Consider the following 23,237-nt stretch of genomic DNA (forward strand, 5'->3'; position numbering starts at 1 on the left):
GGACCCAGAGTTACCCACAAACTTGGCCCAACTGCCCGTCAAAGGGGCTTGCGCCTTCGCAATCGCCCAGCAGATGTCTGCGCATGGCGTTATCGTGCGGGAATCCGCCGATGCAAGCCTGATGGGCGGCGGGATCAGTGATGCCGCTACAGGGATCGTCGGCGTGTGCTTGTGCCGCCGGAATGCAGAGCAGCGCCAGCGCTATGGCTGCCGCCGCCGACACCCCCGTTAATGCCTTCTTCACGGGTTGTCCTTTCTTGACCCCTGATGGTCACCGATTATGGGGTACATCGAGGCAGACGGCGACTCGACGCGCATGTGGTAGTCGCCGAAAACCCAACCAGCAAACTAGTTAGATCGATCGATCAATCAGGCACGAGAGCGGCACCGCTGTCTCGAGACCTTCATGGCCCAGAGTAAATGCTTGCAGTACAACGTATTTGGTCGAGACCGGCGAACGCGCTATACCCGCCGGATGCCTTCGTCTATCCGCCTGACGGAGGTGGCCGCATGATGTTGCCGAAGATCGGCGGGCCATAGCCCTTCTCGTCGGGCTTATCCCGCTGGGCTTTACGTGCCCCCGGTGGCATCGGTGGGATGAACATCGGGGTGAGCGGCGCGCCCTCGGCTGTCGTTGCCATCAATGGGGCCTGTGCGGCCGACAGCTGGATCGGGGCGGTGACCGCCGAAGGCGGGACCACGAGATTGCCGACGTACATGCCCTTGCCCAGAGAAGCGGTGGCCGAACTCTCTACCGCACCGGCCGTAGCGGCGGGCGTGGGATAGGGCGTGGCATAGATGTTGGGAGCCCCTCCCACAGCCTCGGGACCGGTGATGTTGTAGGCAATGGCCAGGTTGCGGGGGGTGGCGGCCAGGACGTCTGGGAACTGACCGGGGAAGTAATCGTGGCCGCCCGTGACCAAACCTATCAGGGACTGCGGGTTGAAGACGCCGCTGCTGACCAGGTTTTGCAGATAACCGTTGACGGTCTGAACGAACGGATTGGCGAAGAATTGCGTGGGGTCGGGTGTTGCCGCCGGGGCGAGCGCCAGCGGGGCGGCCGCTGCCGCCCTGCCCACCGCAGCCGTTTGAACCGTAGTGGCGGTCGGACTGGTCATCGGGGACGGCGGGTTGAACGTCGGCATCGCCATGGTCTGCAGGCTGCTGGCGTTGTAGCCCAGCATCGCGGTCGTGTTATCCGCCCACATCTGCAGGTACTGGGTCTCGGTGACAGCGATGGCGGGAAAGTTGATACCGAAAACGTTTGTCGCGATCAGGTGCGCCAGCAGCGCGCGGTTGGCGGTGACCACGCTGGGGTGCACCATGGCCGCCTGGGTGGCGGCGAACGAGCTGGCCATCGTGGTCGCCGCCATCGACATATGAGCGGCCTGCAGCGAGGTGGTCTGTAGCCAGGCGACATAGGGAAGGGTGGATGCGGTCATCGCCGTCGCTGATGGCCCTTGCCAGGGAATGGCCGTCACGATCGAGGCGTAGCCGGTGGCGGTCTGTCCCAGCTCGATTGCCAGCTGGCGCCAGACTTCGGCGGCGGTGAGCAATGATCCGGGCCCCGGCCCTGAATGAATCAGCGCCGAGGTGATCTCGGGAGGAGCCCAAAAGTCCATCGCTGACCCCTGTCAAAGCTTGGAGTCGGTAATCCTCATGCCACGCATGCGGGCCCGCACGGCCTGAGGTCCGCTAAGGAACCGATTTTCGCGTCCCACGTGTTGTCCCTTTCGGTGACGTTCCTGCCCCCTACGTGGCCCGACTGGTCGATTGACAGCGTATTCGCCCGCGGGGTTACTCACTTCGGGAATTGTGAGATTCATTTGGTCAAGCCGCGGCGCCGATTCGGCGGCGCTTCGCGACGTCTATTCGTCACCAGCGCCGAAAGCCAGGGCAGTCGCTCCGGATTCCGACCCTGAATCTTTCCGCGAAACGCGCCAGTGGACGCCTGTGCGGGTCAGACCGCCAGGATCGGGTTCGGTCGAAAACCCCTGGCACACACATAGGGCCTAAGTGGCGAACCCATCTGGCCCACGGGAGGGCAGAGACTTTCGAACCCAGGCGTCCCGACAAATTTGGCCCAGTTGTCCGTAGTCGGGGCTGGCCTCGCAATTGCCCATTCGGGGGCCGTGCATCGTGTCATCGGTCGGGGATCTGTCGATGCAAGCCTGGTAGGCCGTGGGATCCGTGATGCCGGCACAAGGGTCGGCGCGCGCTTGTGCTGGTGGAATGCAGAGGGGTGCCAGTGCCATCAGCGCCGCCACGGACGCCCTCATTGCCCTCCTCATCCTTTCTTCCTCTCCTGATCCCCGATGGCCGCCGTGTTAGAAGCCACCGACACAAGTGTCGCACTTTGTGATGACGGCAGTCGAGCATCGCGCAAACCTGCGCAGCCGGCGACAGGCTCGAATCATGTACCTGCCCCAACGTTCGTCGGACCGGAGGGTTCACCCGCTCAAGCGTTGCGGCGACGGCGGTTTCGGCTCGTCGGCGGTCCGCACGTCGCGGCCGGAGCCGGCCGACACGGTCGCGGCCTCGCCGTGAGCCAGCCCCACCGTCGCGACGATCACCAACGCCGCCGCCACGGCCAGCACGACCCAATCAAAGCCGTGGGCGTCCAACGTCTCGCCGAGGACGGTGATCCCAAGAACCGCGCCGACAATGGGTTTCGCGGCGATGATCGTCGGCAACGACGCGGTCAAAGCGCCTGCGCGGTAAGCCGATTGATGGAAGATCATTCCGGCCGCCCCACAGAACACCCAGCCGTACAGCTCGGGTCTGGTCCACAACTGCTCGGGGTTGTGTTCGAGGATGTCGACTACGCCCTTCATCAGCACCGCGAACACCGCCAGCAACGAACCGGCGACCGCGGCCAGCAGCAGCGCGGCCACCGGGCGGTCCGACCAGATCCGGGCGCCCAGCAATCCCAGGAGCAGCGGCGGGCCCATCGCGATGGCGACGATCAGCCACACGTGTGGCGCTGCGCGCTGCTCGCCGCCGGTCGGATCGCCGACCGCGATGACGACCACCAACGCCGCGGTCAGCAACACCGCCCACACCCACTCCGCGCGGGTGACCGGGTGGCGGCTCATCCGCGCGTAGATCGGCAGTGCGAACAGCAGCGCGGTCACCTGCAGCGACATCACCAACAGCACCGAGCCCTTGTCCAGGGCCGCCGCCAGCAAGATGTAGCTGGCGATGTCTCCGAGACCGCCCATCCACCAACGCGTATCGCGCAACAGCATGCCGAAGAGTGCCAGGTGGCCGACGGGTTTGTCGGTGACCTCCTGGGCGGAGCGCTGACGGACCACGTTGCCGATCGCCGACGCCAGCGCGGCGCACAGGGCGAGAATCGCCGCCATATCAGCCCTCGACATGCCACTAATCTAGTCGGGCCCCGGCAAACCGCCCGCCGAGCTCGGTTCAGAGCGGGAACGCGGTACCCGTGAGCTCTTCGGATAAGTCCCACAGCGCCGCGGCGGTGCCGGCCCGCCTGGCCGGCCAGTTACGCCAAGTCGGCTGGGTGCGGCCGTACAGACCGAAGCGCGGACCGACGAAGGTGTCGCCCGGCAGATCCTGCGACACCGCGTACAGCGTCTGGCGGGCGCCGAAGTCGACATCGGTGGACACGATGCGGTCGACCGCCAACACCGCCGCGTCGCCCAGCTTTCGTCCGGAGTTGCCTTGCAGGTTCGTGTGCGACCAGCCGGGGTGGGCGGCCAGCGCGCGCAGGGGAGACCCGGCGGTGCCCAGACGCCGCTGCAGTTCACTGGTGAACAGCAGGTTGGCGAGCTTGGACTGGCTGTAAGCCAGCCACGCCGAATATGGGCGGGACTGCCAGTTCAGGTCTTTGAGGCTGATGTAGCCGAAGTGGTGCATCAGCGAGGACACCGTCACCACCCGGTCGGTCAGCTTGGGCAGCAGCAGGTTGGTCAACGCGAAGTGGCCGAGGTGGTTGGTGCCGATCTGGCCCTCGAAGCCGTCGGCGGTCACCGCAGGTTTGGTGGCCATGATGCCGGCGTTGTTGACCAGCACGTCCAGCGTGGCCATCTCGTCGGCGAAGCGCCGCACCGAGCCCAGGTCCTGCAGGTCGAGTTGGCGCACCTCGACGTCGCCGGCCATCCGCTCGGCGGCGGCCTTGCCCTTCTCCGTGTTGCGCACCGCCAGAACGACGCGGGCCCCGGCCCGCGCCAATTCCCGCGCGGTGACCTCGCCCAGACCGGCGTTGGCCCCGGTGATCACGACGGTGCGTCCGGCGAACGAAGGCAGGTCTGCAGCGGTCCAACCAGGCATGCAGCCCACCCTAACTACGTGATCTCACCCGCCGGGACGCCGCAGGTATCGTGCGTGGGATGGCCGGCGGAACCTCACCTGGACGCCACGGATGTACCTAGGGGTCATCGTCAATCCGCTCGCGCGCAGGAATCGCCGCGGGCGGGGCGACCGCGTCGCCGAGTTGCGCCGCATCGTCGGTCCGTTCGGCGAGGTGCACGAAACCGCCTCGATCGAGGACCTCGGCAAGACCCTGGACCAGCTCCATCCACGGGTCACCCACCTCGTCGGGGACGGCGGCGACGGCGCGCTGCACTGGTTGATCAACGAGATCGAGCGTTGCGAGAGCGACCCGGAGCGCTGGCCGACATTCGTCCCCACCAACGGGGGCAGTGTCAACGCCGTCGCCCGCAAGGCGCGCGTGCGCGGCCGGCCGGATGCCATCATCCGCGCGCTGGCGGCCGCCGCCGAGGCGGATCGGCCCCCGCCCGAGATGCGCCTTGACACCTTGCAACTCGACGGTGAGACCGCCGACGGCGCCGCGTTCCATCGTCTGTGCTTCGGACTGGCCGCCGGGGGTGTCGGAAATCGGTTCTACGACATGTATTACGGGAAACCCGATCATGGCCGAGGGGAAGTCGTTCGGGTGATCGGTCGCTCGTTCCGCGACTACCTCGGTACGAAAGTCGGCCGTTCGCAGAACTCCAATTACGCGTCCGTGCTGTTCGCCCCGACGCGCGCCCGGGTCGTCATCGACGGCGAGGAGGTTCCGACACGGATGCACCGCGTGCTGCACGCCGGCGCCATCGACCTGCGGATCGGCGGGCCGTTCCGGCTTTTCCCGAAAGCCGAGAAGCCCGGCGCGTTGCACTTCCAGGCCGGCGAGGTGCGGCCTTCGCTAATCGTTGCGCAACTGCCCGCGGCGCTCACCAACGGCACGCTCCGGGGTCGTGGGGTGCGCGACGTCAATGGCCGCGAAATGATCATCGAGGCCGACGGGGAGCCGCTCTCACCGATCATCGACGGCGAACGGTTCGTCGGTATCACCCGGCTGGTGGCCCGCGCCGGCCCGCTCATCCGCGTCGCCCAGACCGGCTGACTCCGCATCTCAGTAGATCCGCAACGCGGGGGCCGACTGAACCGTGGCGGAAATCACTTGCCAACGTCGTCCGCAAGCGCGAGATTTCCAATCGTTCGGGCGCGGCTATGCCCTTTGCGTCGGCGATACGAAATGGCGGCACAATTGCGTACGGATTCGAAGGCAAGAATTCAGCATCAACGTAAATACGCATCTCAGTATTCGCGGGCTTGCTGAACGCTTTACCGACCAAAGTCCCTGGTGAACGCGGAAACTGAAATACTGAAGTCCGTAGTTGAGGATGGGGCTCCCCGCAATGTGTGACTTTGGGAAAGCCTATCCTGTGAGATCAATGTGCAGTGTCGGAAAAGCCTCTGCACGCTTTGCCTCGTGTCCATTAGCGGCGTTACATTGGGCTTTATCGATTGATCCCAAAGTTCTTATCGCTCATAGTGGACCTGGAAGGGGGTGGCTCCTGCGATGGAGACGCTCATTGATCACCTGCACATGCGGGAAGCGCTGACTCCGGATAAGACCCTCTTCCGGTTCGTCGACGACGAAGGCCGCGAGCAGGAGCACTACACCTACCAGAGTTTCGCCGAGCGGACGCGCGAGCTGGCCGCCTACCTGTCGGCGGAGGCCGGGCTGCGCCCGGGAGATCGCGCGCTGCTGGTCTACCCGCCCGGCCTGGAGATGGTTGCGGCGTTCTATGCGTGCGCCCGCCTCGGGGTGGTCGCCGTGCCGGTCAGCCCCCCGCTGCCGATGTCGTTCGAGTCGGGACTGGCCAAACTCAGCTTCATCGCCCGCGACTGCCAGGCGAAGGCGGTGCTGTCGACCAAGCAGTTCGAATACGACTACCGCCTGCTGCTCAACCACCTCGACGATGGGTCGCCCTGGCCGGACGCCCAACGGCCCCCGGAACTGCCCTGGTACGGAACCGATGGCGCGCAGGACTTCGGCGGCACGCCCGTGCCCGACACGCCTGGACCGGTGCTCTTCCTGCAGTACACGTCCGGCTCCACCAGCGACCCCAAGGGCGTGGTGGTCAGCCACGCCAACGTCATCGCCAACGCCTCGGCCTTTGCCGGCGGCGAGGTGCTGGTCAGCTGGCTCCCGCAACACCACGACATGGGCCTGATCTCGGCCTACCTGTTCATCCTGCTGGTCGGCGGGACCACACACGCGATGTCCCCGCTGGACTTCCTCAAGCGACCGTCGGCCTGGCTGCGGCTCATCAGCGACGTGCGCGCCACCCACACGCCGGTGCCCAACTTCGCCCTCGAGTTGTGCCTGCGCGAGGACAAGCTGCCCACGTCCGAGCTCGCCGGGATCGACCTGAGCAGCCTGGAGAGCATCGTCGTCGGCGCAGAACCGCTGCGCGCCAGCACATTCGCCCGCTTCCGGCAGCGTTTCGCCCCCTACGGCCTGGAGCCGAACGCGCTCACCGGGGCGTACGGCATGGCCGAAAACACCCTGATCGTCTCGCTTCGCGGGCGCCAGACGCTGGCGCTGAACAAGCGCGCGCTGGAGAACAACCTGGCGCGGGTCGAAAAGGCCCAGCCCGAGAACAGCAACCAGGCCCCGGTGGTGAGCTGCGGCAAGCCCATCGACGGCAACGTCGTCCGCATCGTCGATCCGGAATCCGGGCAGGCTCTCGGCGAGGGCCGGGTCGGCGAGGTCTGGCTGGACGGGCCTTCCAAGGGCGGCGGCTACTGGAACCGAACGGAGCTGAGCGCGGATGCCTTCGCGGCCCGCATCCCCGGCGACACCGAGCACACCTACCTGCGAACCGGCGACCTCGGCTTCCTGTACGAGGGCGAGCTGTTCGTGTGCGGCCGCAGCAAGGACCTGATCATCGTGCGCGGCGTCAACTGCTACCCCTCCGACATCGAGGGCATCGTGGAGCGGTCGGCTCCGGAGGTCCGCGGCGGCTGCGTCGCCGCCTTCTCGGTGGAGCACGACGAGCAGGAAGTGCTGACCGTGGTGGCCGAGGTGCGCGGAGAGCATGCGCTACCGGATGGCAAGGCCCTGGCGCGGGCCATCCGGCGGCACGGCCACATCGACCCGCACACCATCGCGTTCGTGCCGGAGCACAGCATTCCCAAGACCACGTCGGGCAAGATCAGGCGCTCGTCGACGCGTCAGCTCTGGCTGGACGGCAAGCTGCCCGTCTTGTCGACCTACACGCACCAGCCGCACGACCGGGCCGAGGAGAACCCCGGGCCGCTGGACCGGTTCCGGAATCTGATCGAGAGCTACGACCTCACCGGCGAGGAGGACTGCTCCTTCGCGGACCTCGGCATCGACTCGCTGGCGCTCGCCGAGCTGCGCGCCGACCTGCAGACCCTGCTGGAAGAGCACGGCGCGGGGGAGCTGGCCGAGGAGGTCAACACGCGGCTGCTGCAGCGGCTGACGGTCGCCGAGTTCTTCCGTCTCATGCGGCAGTTCGGCGAGGGGTCAGGGCAGCCGCTGGACGCGCTACGTCAGGCACTGGAACAGATCTCGGCCGAGTACGAGGCCTACGAGATGTCGCGGATGCGTGCCGACGCGCAGCTTCCGCTGCCGGCGCTGCCGCCGGCGCGCTCGGGCGCGCCCAGCGACATCCTGCTAACGGGCGCGACCGGATTCCTGGGGCCGTTCCTGGTTAGCAGCCTGCTCGGCCGGACGTCGTGCACCGTCCACGCGCTGGTTCGCGCCACGGACGAGGCGCACGGCCTGGACCGGATCGTCGCGTCGCTGCGCAAGGCACGGCTGTGGTCGCCGGCCCTGGAAGCCGAGGTCCGCAAGCGGGTGCGCGTGGTCTGCGGTGACCTGGCCGCGCCGCAGCTGGGCATCGGTGAGCAGGGGTTCCAGAGGCTGGCCGAGGGCGTCGACGCCATCGTCCACAACGGCGCCCTGGTCAACTACGTCAGGACCTACGACGCCCTGCGGCCCGCCAACGTGATCGGGACGCACGAGCTGTTGCGGCTGGCCATGACCGCGCACCGCAAAACCTTCCACCTGGTCTCCAGCACCTTCATCTACGGGTGGAGCGTCAAGCCGGTGGTCGGGGAGTCCGACGCGAACCTGGAGATGAACGCCCTGGACTTCGGCTACTCACAGACCAAATGGGTCGCCGAGCAGCTGGCGTTCGCCGCCCAGCGGCAAGGGCTCGACGTGCGCATATTCCGGCCCTCGCTGATCTCGCCGACCAGCGCGGGGTTCGGCAGCCAGGACGACATCCTGGTGCGCACCATGGCGTTCATGATCGAGCACGGCGTCGCCGCCAACGCGCTCAACCAGCTCAGCCTGCTGCCCGCGGACCTGATCGCCGATCACATCGTCGCGTTGATGGAGTTGCCGGCCGAGGAGGGCACGGTCTTCAACATGACCGCGGACGATTACTACAACATGACCGACATCACCCGGGCCCTGACCGAGCGCTACGGCTACCGCTTCGATTACCGCGACATCCCGTCGTTCGCCGCCGAGATGAACCGTCGGTGCACGCCGCGGGATCCGATCTACCCGCTGGTCGATTTCCTCACCCGCTCGGCGGACAAAATCGCGGCGATGCGGGACAAGCGCTACGGCAACAGCCAATACCAAAGTGCGCGCGCGCTGGCTGCGGTCCGGCTGCGTGAGCCGGCGCTGGCGGAGACGGTCGAGAATCTCGTCCGGTTCTTGCGCAGTGAGCGCCTGATCACCGAGGCTGAGGCCGAGGCGCAACGCAGCGCCTAACAAGCAAGGGGGTCCACCATGTTCACCGTCGACGACCAGGCGACGGGTCCACATGACGCGTCGCTCGACCATGAGCGGATCGTCCTGCAGGCACGTGACGTCGACTTCGACTGGGCGACGCTGCCGTTCTACTACGTGCCCAACGAGCCCTTCACCACTCACTTCTGCAACGTGCTGCACCTGCTGCTGCCCGCCGGCGAGGAGTTCATCGTCGACGCGTTCAAGAACACGTTGCCGATGATCAAAGACGATCAGCTGCGGCTGGACGTGCAGGGTTTCATCAGCCAGGAGGCCATGCATTCCCAGGCGCATTCGGGGGTGCTGGGCCACTTCGCGGCCAACGGCGTCGACGTCACGCCGTTCACCGACCAGATGGCCTGGCTGTTCTCCCAACTCATCGGGGACCGGCCCGGATGGGGTTGGCGGCGACGCCAGAGCTGGCTGCTCGAGCGGGTGTCGATGGTGGCGGCCCTCGAGCACTACACCGCCATCCTGGGCGAATGGATCCTCGACACCCCGCAACACGACGCCCTCGGCACCGACCCGGTGATGCTGGACCTGCTGCGCTGGCACGGAGCGGAAGAGGTCGAGCACAAAGCGGTGGCGTTCGACACGATGAAGCACCTGGGCGCCGGCTACTGGCGCCAGGTGCGCACCCAGCTGCTGGTGACGCCCGCGCTGCTGTGGTTGTTCATTCGCGGCGTGCGGTTCATGTATTCGGTCGACCCGTACTTGCCGCCGGGGACCAAACCGCGCTGGCGCGACTACTTCAGCGCGGCACGGCGTGGCCTGGTGCCCGGTCCCTTCCAGTTCCTGCGGGTCATCGGCGCCTACTACACGCCGAGTTTCCACCCCTCCAAACTCGGCGGAGTCGGGCGCGCGGTCGACTACCTGGCCCGATCACCAGCCGCCCGCGCGGCGCACTGAGCCCCCGGAGTTCGCGAATGACTCAGTGCAGCAACGTAATCGCCTCCGACGGCGTATCCCTCGCGGTCCACGCCCGCTCGGAAATCGACCCTGGGCGCCCGACCATCTTGGCGATCCACGGCTACCCGGATAACCACCACGTGTGGGATGGGGTCGCCGAGGAGCTCGGCGGGCGCTTCAACTTCGTGGCTTTCGACGTGCGCGGCGTCGGTGCCTCGTCCAAGCCGGCGAGGCGGTCGGGATACCGCCTGCCCCAACTTGTTTCCGATATCGGCGCGGTGATCGACAGCCTCGGCGTGGACCAGGTGCACCTGGTCGCCCACGACTGGGGTTCCATCCAGGCCTGGTCGGCGGTCACCGACGAGTCGGTGATGGGCAAGGTCGCTTCGTTCACGTCGATCTCCGGCCCGCACCTGAACTACGCGGGCAAGTTTCTGCGGTCCGCCCGCTCACCCCGCGGCATGTTCGACGTCCTCAAGCAGGCGGTGGCCTCCACGTACATCTGGTTCTTCCTGTGCCCCGGTGTGCCGGAATTGGCGATCTGGTCCCGGGCGACCGTGGCGGTGTTCGCGGCGGTCGAACTGATCGGCCGACCACGCCGGACCGGTCGGGGACGCGCGGCGACCACCCGATCGACCCGCGACTACCTCAACGGGCTCAACCTGTACCGCGCCAACATGCCCGGGCCGTTCCTGGCGCCCGGGAAGGAGCTGCCGCAGACCAAGGTCCCCGTGCAGGTGTTGGTGGCGCGCAAGGACTATTTCGTGTCCCCGCCCCTACAGCGGTTCACCGGCTCGATACCGGCCCGCGGCAGGGTGATCCCGATCGAGGGCGGGCATTGGGTGGTGTCCTCCCATCCCGACGTCATCGCCCGGCTCACGGCCGAATGGGTCAACCAGGTCATCGACATCCGACAGGCATAGGAAATTCGCAGTGGCACATGCGATTTGGAGTAGCAGACCCGCCGACCTGTACGGTCGCCGCAAGCGCGACCGTCTCTACACGGCGTTGTGGGGAGTCGGCACCCTCTTCGGCGGGTTGGCATCGGCGTCGCGGTGGGACCCGTCTCGGGTCGTGCCGGTGCCGCGTACCAACACCGCGGTGGTCACCAAGCGCGAACTTCTCACGCCCGACGTGGTCGCGTTGACACTCGCCGATGCTCAAGGTGGACTGCTGCCGTCCTGGACTCCCGGCGCCCACATCGATATCCGGCTGGCTTCGGGCCGCCGCCGCCAGTACTCACTGTGCGGTCCGCCCGGCCGGCGCACCGACTACCGCATCGCGGTGCGCCGGATCGCCGACGGCGGCGGTGGCTCGATCGAGATGCACGACGCCTTCGACGTGGGCGACACGGTCGAGTTCGAGGGCCCCCGCAACGCGTTCTATCTCGTCACCGACGAGCGCGAGGTGTTGTTCGTGATCGGCGGCATCGGGGTGACACCCATCCTGCCCATGGTCCGGCTCGCCCAGCAGCACGGAATCGACTGGCGCGCGGTGTATGCCGGGCGCAGCCGGGAGTACATGCCGCTACTCGACGAGCTCGTGGCGATCGCGCCCGACCGGGTAACCGTGTGGGCCGACGACGAGCGCGGCCGCATCGCCACCGCCGGCGAACTGCTGGCCGACGCCGGGCCCACGACGGCCGTCTACGTGTGCGGCCCGACCGCGATGCTCGAAGCGGTGCGTACGGAGCGCGACCGGCACGCGAACGCGCCACTGCACTACGAACGCTTCGGCCCGCCGCCCGTCGTCAACGGTGTCCCGTTCGAGTTGGAACTCGCCCGCTCGGGGCGCGTGCTCGGCGTCCCGGGGAACCGGTCGGCGCTGGACGTGATGCTCGACGGCGACCCGAGCACCGCCTACTCGTGCCAGCAAGGCTTCTGCGGCACCTGCAAGGTGAAAGTGCTTGCGGGGCAGGTTGATCACCGCGGCCGCACCGTGGAGGGCGACGGCGAGATGCTGGTGTGCGTGTCCCGGGCCAAGGGCGATCGACTCGTGATCGACGCCTGACCCGGTCGGACGCACGCCTGCCGGGTTATCTCGTCCCTTGCGCATGCTCCGGTGACGTACTCTCGCATTCGGAGAGGGCAGATCGCAGATTTGAGAATGCCGCTCTTCAGCGAAACTGCAGCGGTTAGGTGAGCCTTAGTTATCATCGGCAGTCGGGCCGTGACGCAGTCGTGTGAAGGAATGGGGCAAGCGTGACCGATACCACCACACCAGTGGCGGAAGAATTCGACGGTCCGCCGTCGGTGTCGCTGCGGGCCCGCGGCCGCTGGCTGCGGTGGGGGCTGCTGGCGATCTGGGGCCCCGGTCTGGTGGTGATGTTGGCGGACACCGATGCGGGGTCGTTGATCACCGCGTCGCAGTCCGGCGCCCAGTGGGGCTACCGGATGGTGCTGCCGCAGCTCATGTTGATGCCGATCCTCTATGTCGTGCAGGAGATGACGGTGCGGCTGGGCATCGTCACCAAGCGCGGTCATGGCGCGCTGATTCGGGAGCGCTTCGGCCGCGGCTGGGCGTGGCTGTCGGCCTTCACGCTGTTCGCCTCGGCGATCGGGGCGTTGCTGACGGAGTTCGCCGGCGTCGCCGGGGTGGGGGAACTATTCGGTGTATCGCGGTGGGTCAGCATCCCGGTCGCGACCGCCGCGCTGCTGGCGTTGGCGTTCACCGGCAGCTACCGGCGCGTCGAGCGCATCGGTCTGATCGTCGGCGCGGCCGAGCTGGCGTTCCTGGTCGCCATGGTGTTGGCGCGGCCACGGCTCGACGCGCTGCTGGACGGCTTGTCCTCGATGCCGCTGGGCAACTCGTCGTATCTGCTGTTGGTCGCGGCCAACGTCGGCGCCGTCATCATGCCGTGGATGGTCTTCTACCAGCAGGGCGCCGTGGTGGATAAGCGGTTGTCGGAGGCCACCATTCGGCAGGCCCGCTACGACACGGCCACCGGCGCGGTGCTGACCCAGCTGATCATGATCGCGGTGGTCGTCACGATGGCCTCGACGGTGGGGGAGCACGACGGCGGGGTCTCCCTGAACACCGTCGGCGAGATCGCCAATTCGCTCACCCCCTACCTGGGCCGCACCGGCGGGACGGTCCTCTTCGGGTTGGGAATGCTCGGCGCGGCGTTGGTCGCCGCGATCGTTGCCTCCCTCGCCGGGGCATGGGGGCTCGCGGAGGTCTTCGGGTGGCGGCACACGCTCAACGAGCGGCCCAACCGTGAGACCGCCAAGTTCTACATCACCTACGGACTCGCCCACGTCGTCGGCGCCGTTCTCGTCCTGGCGAGCGTCGACCTGGTGAACCTCGCCGTGGACGTCGAAGTGATGAACGCCCTGCTGCTGCCGATCGTGCTGGGATTGCTGCTGGCGCTGGAGGCAAAGGCGTTGCCCGAGCAGTGGCGCATGCGCGGGCCGCACAAATACATCACCTGGGTTCTGTGCCTCGTTGTCATGGGCTTCGGGCTCTACATGGTTCCGCAGGCGCTGGGCTTGACTTAAGACGTCCTATTCGTCGTGGTGCGCCGGGTAGGCGTGCACGAGTGCGCTGTTGAGCTTCGGCACCGCGTGAGTCAGCTCGTGTTCGGCGTCATGAGCGATGCGGTGGGCGTCCTCGAGGCTGGTGTTGGGATCGATGTCGAGTTCCGCGTCGGCGTGCAGCTGGTGACCTATCCAGCGCATCCGGATGCTGCGCACGCTGCGGACGCCCGGCCGGGCGGCCAGGCACGCCTCGGCGGTGTCGACGAGGCTCGGGTCCACCGCATCCATGAGCCGGCGGAAGATGTCGCGCACGGCGCGGTACAGCACGGCCACGATCGCCACCGTGATGATCATGCCGACGACCGGGTCCGCAATCGGGTAGCCCAGAGCAACACCGATCGCTCCGAAAAGCACTGCCAGCGAGGTGAATCCGTCGGTCCGCGCGTGTAGGCCGTCGGCGACGAGGGCGGCCGAGCCGATCCGGCGGCCGACCCGGATCCGATAGCTCGCGACACCCTCGTTACCGAGGAAGCCCACGATGCCGGCCACCGCGACCCAGGCGACGTGCTCGACGGCGACGGGGTGGATGAGCCGCAGGATGGCCTCGTAGCCGGCGATGATCGCCGACAGGGCGATCATGCCGATGACGAACAAGCCCGCGATGTCTTCGGCGCGCCCGTAGCCGTAGGTGTATCGGCGGGTTGCCGCGCGACGGCCCAACGAGAACGCGATCCAGAGCGGGACCGCGGTCAGTGCGTCCGAGAAATTGTGAATGGTGTCGGCGGCCAGGGCGATCGACCCCGACACGACGGCGATGACCACCTGCATGGCGGCGGTCGCGGCCAGGCCGATGAGGCTGACCTTGACCGCCCGGATGCCGACGGCACTGGATTCCAGGGCGCTGTCGACGCTGTCGGCGGCATCGTGGCTATGCGGGATGAAAAGCTGGGCCATGATGCCGCGGAGTCCATGGGCATGTTGATGCCCATGGTGGTGGTGGCCGCTCCCCGCGGTCATCGCCACGCTGCCCGCTTACCTGCATGCATACGCAGATAATAAGGCACCCACCCTGCGCACGCGAGCGCTCGCCCGCGGCGGCATGAGACCACCCGATTAAGGGCTTCCGCGCAATCGGCGAACCTTGCCGCCCGGTCATGGCAAGGACGATGATCGTGACTGACGGCTAAGGAGTCGATCATGTTGCTCAACAGATTTGCCGCCTGGACCGGGTGGCTGTCCACGCTGCTCGCGTTCGCGGCGCTCCCGATGGCGCTCTTCGCGGCCGGCACCGGCCACCTGGGTTGGGCGATGGTGGCGGCCGCCGCGCTGCTGTCCTGCGTAGGCCTCGGGGCCGGCGTGGTCGCGGCGGTCGTGCACTACGACCACCGACATCACCGAAGCACTCCCCACCTTTTCTAGCGGCTTCGACGCGTCATCGCCCGAATGGGTTCGGGCGCAACCCATCTCTGTCCGCATTCGCGGCCTTGACGGCGCGCCCCGCGCCTAACAATTGATATGAGGAATACAACCGGTGTCGCCACCGGGACCGTTGAAGTCCCTGGTGGGCTGACTGGTTTCGGGCGCTCCCGGATGGTCTGTGGCCGGCGGTGCCGGCGCGGCGGTGGATGTCGGGGTTGCAATCGGTGTGGTTATGTTGCTGAGCAATTGGCTGCCGCCAAAGTCTGGCGCCAAACCCAGCATTGTTGCACCGCTGAACAGCGCGATCGCCGTCATCGCTCGAGATTTCATGAGAACCTCCATTCTCGATTGTGCATAAGCCTAAATGTCGCGCTCATATACCCCCTAGGGGTAGGGACTTAGGTCCTTTGCTTTGCGGGAAGGCATACAGAAGCGGCTATTTGATCCAATGAGGCCGCGGTGACGTCGGTCCATCAAGGCTTGGCCGGCGGCGAATCGCCGTGATGGGCTTGCAGTCGAGAGAGGCCGTCGTGGAGTCCCCGGGCGATTTGGCCGGGGACATCGGAACCGAGATCCGGTGACGACTCGCAATGGCAAGTCAGATCACTGAACGGGTTCGGGTCGGCGCTGGCCGGTGGCGCTACTCCCGCATCGGCGCCGGCGACGATTGCGATACTGACGACGGTTCTCGTAATCACTTGATAAATAGCCACTTACAGCCTGCTGCCAGCGGTGCAATCGACGCCGCCGCCATGCGTGGAGTCGGTGGGCTCGCAGCAGCAAGACCCCGCTGCTTCCATTCGGCAACCATACCCCCGTAGGGTAAATACATCAACGCAAGCGTCGCCGAAGGTGTCTAGTCGTCACAGGTGCAACGGGAGTCGGCACAGCTGAGGCATCGGGAAGCAGATCAGTGGCTTCGGAAGCCGTTGGAGGGCGTCTCTCGGTTTGCGACTCCCCCGAGCGTCCGCAAAGCGTCCGCGGCGAGCAGCGCCTGCCGTGAACCGCGAAGCTCCGCGGCGAGGTCGTGTTCGAGCGCCGGGACCTCCAATCCCCGGCGGCGCAACCGTCGATCCAGCGCCGCGATGAACAAGCCCTCGCCCTTGCGGCGGCACCCGAGAACGGCCCGCTCGTTCATCACATCGCGCGTCAGGGCGGCGGCCGGACATGACGCGACCACCTCCAGCGAGGCCCGCATGTCGAGCGTCGTGGTCACCCCGCACGACGGCGAGGCGCCGATCCCGACGATGCCGGCCACCGTGATCCCGGACCGCTGGTAGTCGACAACGTCGCGGGCGACCTGCCGCGCCAAGCGCCGATAGACGAGGCGGGTCCAAAGCACGAACGCGCGCAGCAGTGGGCCGCGCAGCGGATACAGCAATCCGCCCTTGGAGTGGTACAGGCGCAGGCTGTGGGGCTTGAGCACCCCGCCCCAGGCCAGCCGCTCCGGGCACGGCAGCTGGTGAATCCCGTAACCGGCGCTGATCAGCTCCTCGACCGCCTCCGGCACCGCACCGGATCGGGTGGCGCCGCCGGCGTAACGCGTGTTTTCGTTCAGCAGGCAGTGCGAGACGAGCACAACCCGCCGGCCGCGCTCATCGCGCAGTCGGTCGAGCAGCTGCGCTGGGGACGGCGCCGCTCTACCGCGCATGATCGACACGGTATCTCGGCTCGGGTGACGCGGGAGTCGCTTTCGGTGTCGGCTCGCATCCGAAGATCACCATTACCAGATCACGGGACTTCCGCCTCTAGGTCCGGCCTGCCGCACACAATTACTGTCGCTCCTACGGCAAGACGATTGGCACATCAAACTGTGGGGTTGATCATGTCTCAAGCCAAGTGGTCGTTGGTTGTGGTCTGCACGGCCGCACTGTTGGTGGCGGCATGCTCGAGTCACCGGGCGCCGCCGGCATCGTCATCCACCTCCCCCCTGGCCGATTCCACCCGATCAAATGCGTTGTCAGCCATGCACGGCGAGGCGCTCGCCCATGCGAAGTATCTGGCTTACGCCACCCAGGCGCAGCAGGCCGGGCGGACCCAGGCTGCGCAGGACTTCACCAACGCCGCCCAGACCGAGCACATGGATCACTTTGCGCGCCAGGCCGATCTGGTCGGGCTGGGCAGCGACATCGCGGCCAACCTGCGCGACGCGATCAACGGCGAGACCAACGAGGCCAACACCATGTACCCGGGTTTCGCCAAGCAGGCCACCGCCGACAACGACCCGGCCGCGGCATCAGCCTTCAACGAGATCGGCACCGACGAGGCAACCCACCTCAAGCACTTCCAGGCGGCACTAGAGGTGGTCAGCAACCCTGCCAGCGGCGCGTCGGTACCGGCGGGCGCAACGCCGGCGCCGGTGGCCATCACGGCCGGGAGCCCGCGGTCGTCCGGGGCCACGCTGGCGAACCTGCGCACGGCGATGCAGGGCGAGGCCTTCGCCTACGCCAAATACCTGCGCTACGCCGATCAGGCAAGACGCGACGGTAACTCGGCTGTGGCGCAGCTCTTCACCAACACCGCCAACTTCGAGTTGAACGAGCATTTCGCCACGCTGGCCACGCTGGCCGGGTTGGTGGCCACCGACACCAACGCGAACCTGCAAGACGCGATCAACGGTGAGCAGCACGAGGCCGATGTCATGTATCCGGACTACGCTCGCCAGGCCGATCAGGCCGGAAACCCTCAGGCCGCCAATCTGTTCCGGGAGATCGCAGGCGACGAGAAGATGCACCAGCAGATATTTCGGACAGCGCTCACCGCGTCGTGACCATGGCTGAGGCGGGACGCGGCACCGCCCTGCCGGGATTAACTGCCCAGGAGGCCGCGCGCCGGCTCGCAGCCGACGGCACTAACGAGTTGGCAGCCCAAAAGCGCCGGAACTTGCTGCAGGAGGCCTGGGACGTCATCCGCCAACCCATGCTGCTTCTGCTCCTCGGGGCCGGCCTGGTGAATTTCCTTCTGGCGGAGCCGCTGGACGGCATCATGCTGATGGGTTTCGTCGTCGTCGTCATCGCGATTTCGATCTATCAGGAGCACAGAACCGAACGGGCCTTGGCCGCATTGCGTGACCTGTCTTCGCCCAGGGCGCTCGTGGTACGGGACGGGATGCAGATGCGCATCGCCGGCCGCGACGTCGTGCGAGGGGACGTCGTGCTGCTCGCCGAGGGCGACCGGGTTCCCGCAGACGCCGCATTGCTTGACTGCGCGAACTTTTCGGTTGACGAGTCGGCGCTGACGGGCGAATCCGTTCCGGTGCGGAAGGTGTCGATCGAGCCTGCGACCGTGTCGGCGGCCATGGGTCGGCCCGGCGGGGACGCGACCCCATGGGTGTTCTCGGGAACCCTGGTGGTCAAAGGTCACGGCATCGCAGAGGTCAAGCAGATCGGCGCAGGTACCGAGCTGGGGAAGATCGGGACCGCGTTACGCACCATAAAGCCGGAGCGCACCCCACTTCAGCGCGAAATCGACCGTTTGGTCGGGATTTTGGCCGTTCTTGGGGTGGGCGTCGCGGTTGCCGTCGTTATCGTTTACGGGCTGACGCGAGGCAACTGGCTTGCGGGCGTGCTCGCGGGCATCGCGACCGCGATGGCGCTGCTGCCGGAAGAGTTTCCGGTGGTCCTCACGGTTTTCCTGGCGCTGGGCGCCTGGCGAATGTCGCGCAAGCGGGTTCTCACCCGCCGTCCCCCGGTCATCGAGACCCTGGGGTCGGCGACCGTCTTGTGCGTAGACAAGACCGGCACGTTGACGCTCAACCGGATGACCGTGCGCCAGCTCATCGTGGATGGGCAGGCGCACAGCCTCGGTGCCGGCCCGCTACCTGAGGGGTTTCACGCCATCGCGGAGTTTGCGGTACTGGCCTCGCCGGTTGATCCGTTCGATCCCATGGATAAGGCGTTCAAGGAACTTGGCGAGAAGTACCTGTCCGGAACGGAACACGTGCACGCCGAGTGGGAGCTGGTGCGTGAATATCCGCTCTCGGAAAAGTTGCTGGCACTGTCCCACGTGTGGCGCTCACCCGACGGGGGCAAATTCGTGATCGCCGCCAAGGGTGCGCCCGAGGCGATCGCGGACCTGTGCCACTTCACCGCCGACGAGGTCGCCGCACTCACCACGGACGTTGAGCGAGCCACGGCCGGCGGCCAACGGGTCCTGGCGGTGGCCTGCGGGCACTTCGACTCCGACACCGCGTTACCGGCCGAGCAGCACGACTTCCAATTCGAATTCCTCGGGCTGGCCGGTCTTCATGACCCCGTGCGGCCGGGTGTGGCCGAGGCGGTAGCCGAATGCCGGCGTGCGGCTATCCGCACGATCATGATCACCGGCGACTATCCGGGTACCGCATTAGCGATCGCCCGCGACATCGGCTTGGACCATGCTGCTGGCTGCATTACGGGCCGGGAGCTCGACACGATGTCCGATGACGAGTTGGCTCACCGCATCCGGTCAGTCAGCATTTTCGCGCGGATGGTGCCCGAGCAGAAGCTGCAACTTGTCCGCGCTCTGCAAGCCAACGGCGAAGTGGTCGGTATGACGGGCGACGGGGTCAACGACGCTCCGGCATTGCGAGCGGCCGATATCGGCATCGCAATGGGGGCGCACGGCACCGACGTCGCCCGCGAATCCGCAGCGCTCGTCATCACTGACGACGACTTCGCTTCGATCGTTGGCGGAGTGAGTCAGGGCCGCGGTATTTTCGATAATTTGCGAAAAGCGATGTCCTACGTGATCGCTGTGCACTTGCCGATCGTGGGCATGTCGCTCGTCCCGGTTTTCGTTTCTGGCTGGCCGCTGGTGCTGCTGCCCGTCCAGATCGCTTTCCTGGAACTGATCATCGATCCTGCGTGCTCGGTGGTGTTTGAATCTGAGGAGATCGACCCGAAGATCATGGACGCGCCACCCCGTGGCCTGAACGAGCCGATGTTCGGCTCGCGCGTGCTGACTATCGCTGCGCTCCAAGGCCTTTCAGTCCTCGCGGTCACCCTCGGTGTTTACCTGTGGGCGGTGCTCAACGAGCGGCCTGATAATGTCATCCGCTCGGTGACTTTCGTCGCGCTCGTCGTCGGCAATCTCGCATTGATTTTGGTGAATCGATCATGGCGGTTGCCGATCTGGCGGACGTTCCGTGAGCGGCGTAATCGCGCCCTGAAGTGGATACTAGGTGCGACGGCCTCGCTTCTCATCGTGGTGCTGACACTGCCCGGACCGCGGCGCGCCTTCAACTTCGGTCCGATTACACCGTGGGACTGGCTGATTGCCGTCGCGGCCGGTTTCATCGGTGTTGCGTGGTTCGAGATCTATAAAGCGGTCGTAGCGCGGCGCTGACAAACCGGAGAATGCTTCCCGCTCAGTAGGGGCCAAGGTCACCGAAGAGCAGTCCTGTTGGTTCTGGCGAAGTGGCGCGCCGCGGGGCAGATTGGAAACACGGTGTACCGACTCAGAGTGGAATCGACGTGTCAGTGCTTGAGGAAGTGTTCTTCGAGTCCGGCGGGGTGCGGTGCGCGGCCGATCTCTACCGGCCCGCGAAAGTGAGCGACAGGCTCGCATGTGTGGTGATGGGACACGGCGGCAGCGCCACCAAGCGCCTGGGTCTGCCCGCGTACGCGGAGAAGTTCACCGCGGCGGGCCTGGCGGTGCTGGCGTTCGACTACCGGCATTTCGGAGCCAGCGGCGGCGACCCTCGGCAAGTCATCAACGTCGCCGAACAACAGGATGACTACCGGGCGGCGGTGCGATACGCACGCGGCCGTGACGACATCGATCCGCGTCGAATTGCCTTGTGGGGGACGTCCCTCAGCGGTGGTCACGTGCTGGCGGTCGCCGCCACGGATCCCGAAATAGCCGCCGTGGTGACGCAGGTCCCGCTGATTGACGGCTGGCACCGGGGCCGCGGGCTGCGGGAGCGTCTCAGTTGGGACGTGACGTGGCGGACGCTGCAATTCACCGTCGCAGCGGTGCGCGATGTGGTTGGCGCGAAGTGGGGTCGGGAGCCGTATCTGGTTCCGGTGGTTGCCGATCCCGGCCACGCCGCGGTGTTCACGGAGCCCGAGGCAAAGGCCGCATTCGAGGTGCTGGGCGGCGAAGCCGTCGGCTGGCGCAATGCGCTGGCCCCCCGCATGCTGTTCGCGCTGCCGCGTTACCGCAAAGGTACCGCGGAGAAACTGCGCATGCCCGTCCTGATGTGCGTGGGGGACCACGACCTGCAAGCGTCGCCCAGGTTCGCGGTACGCATCGCGTCGGCGATGAATAACGTTGAACTGCACCGCTATCCGGTGGGGCACTTCGATGTCTACACGGGCGCGCTCTTCGAGGCGATCAGCTCGGTGGAGGCGGAGTTCCTGCGCCGCCACTTGACACGGGACCCCTGACAAGTTCAGGACCAGGGGCCCGGGAAGTGGCCGTCCTGGTCTTGCACCATCACGATGTCCTTGCAGTCCCCGTTCAAGGCCGCGGCATTCTCGCCGCGGCATACCAGCGTCCAGCCCGAGATTCGAGTGAAGGGCCGAACGGACCAAGTGGTCGCAATCGGATCGGTGGCGGGCAGCGCGAGCACGGCAAACGTATTGCCGGTGTTTGTGATGTAGAGGTGGTCTTCAAAGAACGCCACCTTGGCGATCGACATCTTCTTCGCGTCGTCCCGCGTCTTCAGATAATCCCACTGCTGGCTGCGCAGGTTCCACACCCCGAAGCCGAACGCGGAGTTCTCCGAATCATGGCCATCGACAAACAATTTCCCGTCGGACAGCGTCGCGGATAACCCGCCACCGGGAATGCGGTCTGAGTCACCGACCTTGATGACGGCTTTGGCGTTGAGGTCATAGAACATGGTCGACAGCACCGGGGGATTGTAAGAATCCCAGTGCGTGATCTGGACCAGTTTGTTTGGGCCATCCGTCAATTCGGCATCCACACTGCGGATGTCGTTGTCCTGATAAATCGCCTCCCCGCTGGGCCGGCGCAGCTCGGCACCCGACGTCTTGGCGGGGTCGGTGTTGCGTTGAAACGCGAGGACGTCCAGCCAGGCACGCCCGGATTGTGGGTCGCTCCACGGCATCGACAGGTCGGCGCCGGAGAGGAGCACGGTCCGGGGCGGTGACGTGGCGCCGTGCCCGTCGGTGAAGGCGTTGGTCCACGCCACACCCGTCGCGGTCGAGGCGAGCCCCCAATCCTTCGCCGCGGTGAACTTGAGGTCAGGGGTCGGCGGCTGCAGTTCTTTTGTCGCCAACGGTTGAGCCGCCTTGAAGTCGTAGGCGTACGCGGTCGCCTTGGTGACTGCGGGTTGTTGCGCCTGGGCGGGTTTGACGGTCGTGACGATGTAGACGACCCTCATGTCGTCCGCCGTGCCCGTCAGGGCGCAGATGGCACCGGTGACGTTCTCGCCGGGGGCGACCGCCGGAACGGCCGGCGCGATGTATTGGCCGGTTTTCGGATCGAAGATTTTCGGCCGGATGTCCTCGAGCGCGGATTTGCTCGTCGAAAGTTTGTCAGGGCAACCGAAGTACGCCGTTCCGCCGTAGCTTTTCCAATCCTTCTCCAGCGGACCAGTTATCGCGGCTGGCGACGGAGCCGCGCTGGTGGCGGTTTTCGACGAAGAAGTCGAGGTGGTCGGGGTCGCCGCGGGCGGGGACGCGGTTTCCGAACAGGACACGACGGCCAGGCAGGTGACCGACGCGACGAGGGCAAGCCCGCATTTGGGCACAGTTTGCCCCGTGAAAGCCCGCATCGGAAAACCCCCGTTAAGTTCGTGTAACCAACGAGCGTAAGGCGGGCCGGGACTAACCGCGACTTGTGTCAGGCGGTCTTCGTCACACCCGGCCCGCCGACCGGCTACCGGTCGAACTCGATGGGCAGGCTCTTCGGCCCGCTGAGGCTCACCATCGGTTTCCACGGAACCGGTCCCGCGGTGCGCGGGTTGAGCAGGCGGCCCGCGATGACGTTGAGCGCCTCGGCGATCTCGCGGCGGGCCAGGTTGGCGCCCAGGCAGTAGTGCACGCCGCCGCCGAAGGTCAGGATGGGCGGCGCCCCCTCTCGCGTGATGTCGACCCGGTCGGGCTCGTCGTACACCGCCGGGTCGCGGTTGGCCGCGGCCGTGTTCACCAGAACCATCGTGCCGGCGGGAAAGAGGTAGCCGTCCAGCTCGGCGTCCTCGACCACCAGGCGAAGGGTCCCGCACGCGATCGGCGAGTGGCGCATGGTCTCCTCGACCGCGCGCATCGCCAGTTCCGGGCGCTCCTTGAGCAGGCCCCATTGCTCCGGGTGCTCGCAGAGGACGTGCACCGAGGCGGCCACCTGGTTCCGAGTGGTGTCCGTCCCCGCCAGCAGGAGGCCGCCCGCGAGCATCC

General features: G+C 66.5%; 19 protein-coding genes. 10 read left to right on the forward strand and 9 right to left on the reverse strand.

Annotation, left to right across the window (positions count from 1 at the left end; all coding sequences use genetic code 11):
- Positions 1 to 10: 10 nt before the first annotated feature.
- The 4 genes from A5781_RS25765 to A5781_RS24215 all read right to left on the reverse strand — a co-directional run bounded on the left by A5781_RS25765 (position 11) and on the right by A5781_RS24215 (position 4,296).
- Positions 11 to 244, reverse strand: coding sequence for a hypothetical protein (locus A5781_RS25765; protein WP_156622583.1), 234 nt, complete (start codon positions 242 to 244; stop codon positions 11 to 13).
- 241 nt (positions 245 to 485) lie between these two features.
- Positions 486 to 1,622 (reverse strand): PPE family protein, encoded by a 1,137-nt coding sequence (locus tag A5781_RS24205; RefSeq protein WP_067213136.1) that lies wholly within the window; start codon positions 1,620 to 1,622, stop codon positions 486 to 488.
- Between the two features lie 828 nt (positions 1,623 to 2,450).
- Positions 2,451 to 3,380, reverse strand: a complete 930-nt coding sequence (locus A5781_RS24210) for a DMT family transporter (protein WP_067213139.1) — start codon at positions 3,378 to 3,380, stop codon at positions 2,451 to 2,453.
- Between the two features lie 46 nt (positions 3,381 to 3,426).
- Positions 3,427 to 4,296: an oxidoreductase gene (locus A5781_RS24215; RefSeq protein ID WP_067213142.1), complete on the reverse strand. Its 870-nt coding sequence runs from the start codon at positions 4,294 to 4,296 to the stop codon at positions 3,427 to 3,429.
- A gap of 91 nt (positions 4,297 to 4,387) precedes the next feature.
- Here A5781_RS24215 and A5781_RS24220 point away from each other — a divergent pair, with 91 nt between their 5' ends.
- The 6 genes from A5781_RS24220 to A5781_RS24245 all read left to right on the forward strand — a co-directional run bounded on the left by A5781_RS24220 (position 4,388) and on the right by A5781_RS24245 (position 13,497).
- Positions 4,388 to 5,374, forward strand: coding sequence for a diacylglycerol kinase family protein (locus A5781_RS24220; protein WP_067213146.1), 987 nt, complete (start codon positions 4,388 to 4,390; stop codon positions 5,372 to 5,374).
- 459 nt (positions 5,375 to 5,833) lie between these two features.
- Positions 5,834 to 9,073 carry a fatty acyl-AMP ligase gene (locus A5781_RS24225; protein WP_067213149.1) on the forward strand — a complete coding sequence of 1,080 codons (3,240 nt, stop codon included), beginning with the start codon at positions 5,834 to 5,836 and terminating at the stop codon, positions 9,071 to 9,073.
- Between the two features lie 18 nt (positions 9,074 to 9,091).
- Positions 9,092 to 10,000, forward strand: coding sequence for a metal-dependent hydrolase (locus tag A5781_RS24230; protein ID WP_067213151.1), 909 nt, complete (start codon positions 9,092 to 9,094; stop codon positions 9,998 to 10,000).
- Positions 10,001 to 10,017: 17 nt separating this feature from the next.
- Positions 10,018 to 10,923 (forward strand): alpha/beta fold hydrolase, encoded by a 906-nt coding sequence (locus tag A5781_RS24235; RefSeq protein ID WP_067213154.1) that lies wholly within the window; start codon positions 10,018 to 10,020, stop codon positions 10,921 to 10,923.
- Between the two features lie 10 nt (positions 10,924 to 10,933).
- Positions 10,934 to 12,010 carry a PDR/VanB family oxidoreductase gene (locus tag A5781_RS24240; RefSeq protein WP_067213158.1) on the forward strand — a complete coding sequence of 359 codons (1,077 nt, stop codon included), beginning with the start codon at positions 10,934 to 10,936 and terminating at the stop codon, positions 12,008 to 12,010.
- Positions 12,011 to 12,201: 191 nt separating this feature from the next.
- Positions 12,202 to 13,497, forward strand: a complete 1,296-nt coding sequence (locus tag A5781_RS24245) for an NRAMP family divalent metal transporter (protein WP_067213161.1) — start codon at positions 12,202 to 12,204, stop codon at positions 13,495 to 13,497.
- Between the two features lie 6 nt (positions 13,498 to 13,503).
- On the opposite strand, the gene A5781_RS24250 is transcribed toward A5781_RS24245, so the two are convergent.
- Entirely contained in the window at positions 13,504 to 14,493 is a 990-nt protein-coding gene (locus A5781_RS24250; protein ID WP_067213223.1) for a cation diffusion facilitator family transporter, read from the reverse strand.
- A 180-nt stretch (positions 14,494 to 14,673) separates the two neighbouring features.
- On the opposite strand from A5781_RS24250, the gene A5781_RS24255 reads away from it, so the two are divergent.
- Positions 14,674 to 14,895 (forward strand): hypothetical protein, encoded by a 222-nt coding sequence (locus A5781_RS24255; RefSeq protein WP_067213164.1) that lies wholly within the window; start codon positions 14,674 to 14,676, stop codon positions 14,893 to 14,895.
- 84 nt (positions 14,896 to 14,979) lie between these two features.
- Here the strand turns inward: A5781_RS24255 and A5781_RS25770 are convergent, their stop codons facing one another.
- On the reverse strand, positions 14,980 to 15,225 hold the full coding sequence (locus tag A5781_RS25770; protein WP_156622584.1) for a hypothetical protein: 246 nt from the start codon (positions 15,223 to 15,225) through the stop codon (positions 14,980 to 14,982).
- A 580-nt stretch (positions 15,226 to 15,805) separates the two neighbouring features.
- Entirely contained in the window at positions 15,806 to 16,546 is a 741-nt protein-coding gene (locus A5781_RS24260) for a 2-thiouracil desulfurase family protein (protein ID WP_156625015.1), read from the reverse strand.
- A 174-nt stretch (positions 16,547 to 16,720) separates the two neighbouring features.
- Here A5781_RS24260 and A5781_RS25995 point away from each other — a divergent pair, with 174 nt between their 5' ends.
- From A5781_RS25995 to A5781_RS24275, 3 genes are all read left to right on the forward strand, one after another.
- Positions 16,721 to 17,665 (forward strand): rubrerythrin family protein, encoded by a 945-nt coding sequence (locus A5781_RS25995; RefSeq protein ID WP_197503848.1) that lies wholly within the window; start codon positions 16,721 to 16,723, stop codon positions 17,663 to 17,665.
- A 2-nt stretch (positions 17,666 to 17,667) separates the two neighbouring features.
- Positions 17,668 to 20,220, forward strand: a complete 2,553-nt coding sequence (locus tag A5781_RS24270) for a cation-translocating P-type ATPase (RefSeq protein WP_067213175.1) — start codon at positions 17,668 to 17,670, stop codon at positions 20,218 to 20,220.
- Positions 20,221 to 20,348: 128 nt separating this feature from the next.
- The gene (locus A5781_RS24275) at positions 20,349 to 21,263 is read left to right on the forward strand and encodes an alpha/beta hydrolase (protein ID WP_082939509.1); all 915 of its coding nucleotides are present in this window, start codon (positions 20,349 to 20,351) and stop codon (positions 21,261 to 21,263) included.
- A 5-nt stretch (positions 21,264 to 21,268) separates the two neighbouring features.
- Here A5781_RS24275 and A5781_RS24280 read toward each other — a convergent pair whose 3' ends face one another.
- Both A5781_RS24280 and A5781_RS24285 read right to left on the reverse strand, forming a co-directional pair.
- The gene (locus A5781_RS24280; RefSeq protein ID WP_067213178.1) at positions 21,269 to 22,618 is read right to left on the reverse strand and encodes a hypothetical protein; all 1,350 of its coding nucleotides are present in this window, start codon (positions 22,616 to 22,618) and stop codon (positions 21,269 to 21,271) included.
- Positions 22,619 to 22,722: 104 nt separating this feature from the next.
- On the reverse strand, positions 22,723 to 23,237 hold a 515-nt coding region (locus A5781_RS24285), incomplete at its 5' end, for a cytochrome P450 (RefSeq protein ID WP_156625017.1).

The sequence above is a fragment of the Mycobacterium sp. 852002-30065_SCH5024008 genome (assembly GCF_001665645.1).
In the GTDB taxonomy this organism is placed as follows: domain Bacteria; phylum Actinomycetota; class Actinomycetes; order Mycobacteriales; family Mycobacteriaceae; genus Mycobacterium; species Mycobacterium paraffinicum.

Excerpts from the sequence above, each read along its gene's own strand:
- A5781_RS24205 (WP_067213136.1), bottom strand. The coding sequence starts at position 1,622 with ATGGACTTTTGGGCTCCTCCCGAGATCACCTCGGCGCTGATTCATTCA.
- A5781_RS24210 (WP_067213139.1), bottom strand. The coding sequence starts at position 3,380 with ATGTCGAGGGCTGATATGGCGGCGATTCTCGCCCTGTGCGCCGCGCTG.
- A5781_RS24215 (WP_067213142.1), bottom strand. The coding sequence starts at position 4,296 with ATGCCTGGTTGGACCGCTGCAGACCTGCCTTCGTTCGCCGGACGCACC.
- A5781_RS24220 (WP_067213146.1), top strand. The coding sequence starts at position 4,388 with ATGTACCTAGGGGTCATCGTCAATCCGCTCGCGCGCAGGAATCGCCGC.
- A5781_RS24225 (WP_067213149.1), top strand. The coding sequence starts at position 5,834 with ATGGAGACGCTCATTGATCACCTGCACATGCGGGAAGCGCTGACTCCG.
- A5781_RS24230 (WP_067213151.1), top strand. The coding sequence starts at position 9,092 with ATGTTCACCGTCGACGACCAGGCGACGGGTCCACATGACGCGTCGCTC.
- A5781_RS24235 (WP_067213154.1), top strand. The coding sequence starts at position 10,018 with ATGACTCAGTGCAGCAACGTAATCGCCTCCGACGGCGTATCCCTCGCG.
- A5781_RS24250 (WP_067213223.1), bottom strand. The coding sequence starts at position 14,493 with ATGACCGCGGGGAGCGGCCACCACCACCATGGGCATCAACATGCCCAT.
- A5781_RS24255 (WP_067213164.1), top strand. The coding sequence starts at position 14,674 with ATGTTGCTCAACAGATTTGCCGCCTGGACCGGGTGGCTGTCCACGCTG.
- A5781_RS25770 (WP_156622584.1), bottom strand. The coding sequence starts at position 15,225 with ATGAAATCTCGAGCGATGACGGCGATCGCGCTGTTCAGCGGTGCAACA.
- A5781_RS24260 (WP_156625015.1), bottom strand. The coding sequence starts at position 16,546 with ATGCGCGGTAGAGCGGCGCCGTCCCCAGCGCAGCTGCTCGACCGACTG.
- A5781_RS25995 (WP_197503848.1), top strand. The coding sequence starts at position 16,721 with ATGTCTCAAGCCAAGTGGTCGTTGGTTGTGGTCTGCACGGCCGCACTG.
- A5781_RS24270 (WP_067213175.1), top strand. The coding sequence starts at position 17,668 with ATGGCTGAGGCGGGACGCGGCACCGCCCTGCCGGGATTAACTGCCCAG.
- A5781_RS24280 (WP_067213178.1), bottom strand. The coding sequence starts at position 22,618 with ATGCGGGCTTTCACGGGGCAAACTGTGCCCAAATGCGGGCTTGCCCTC.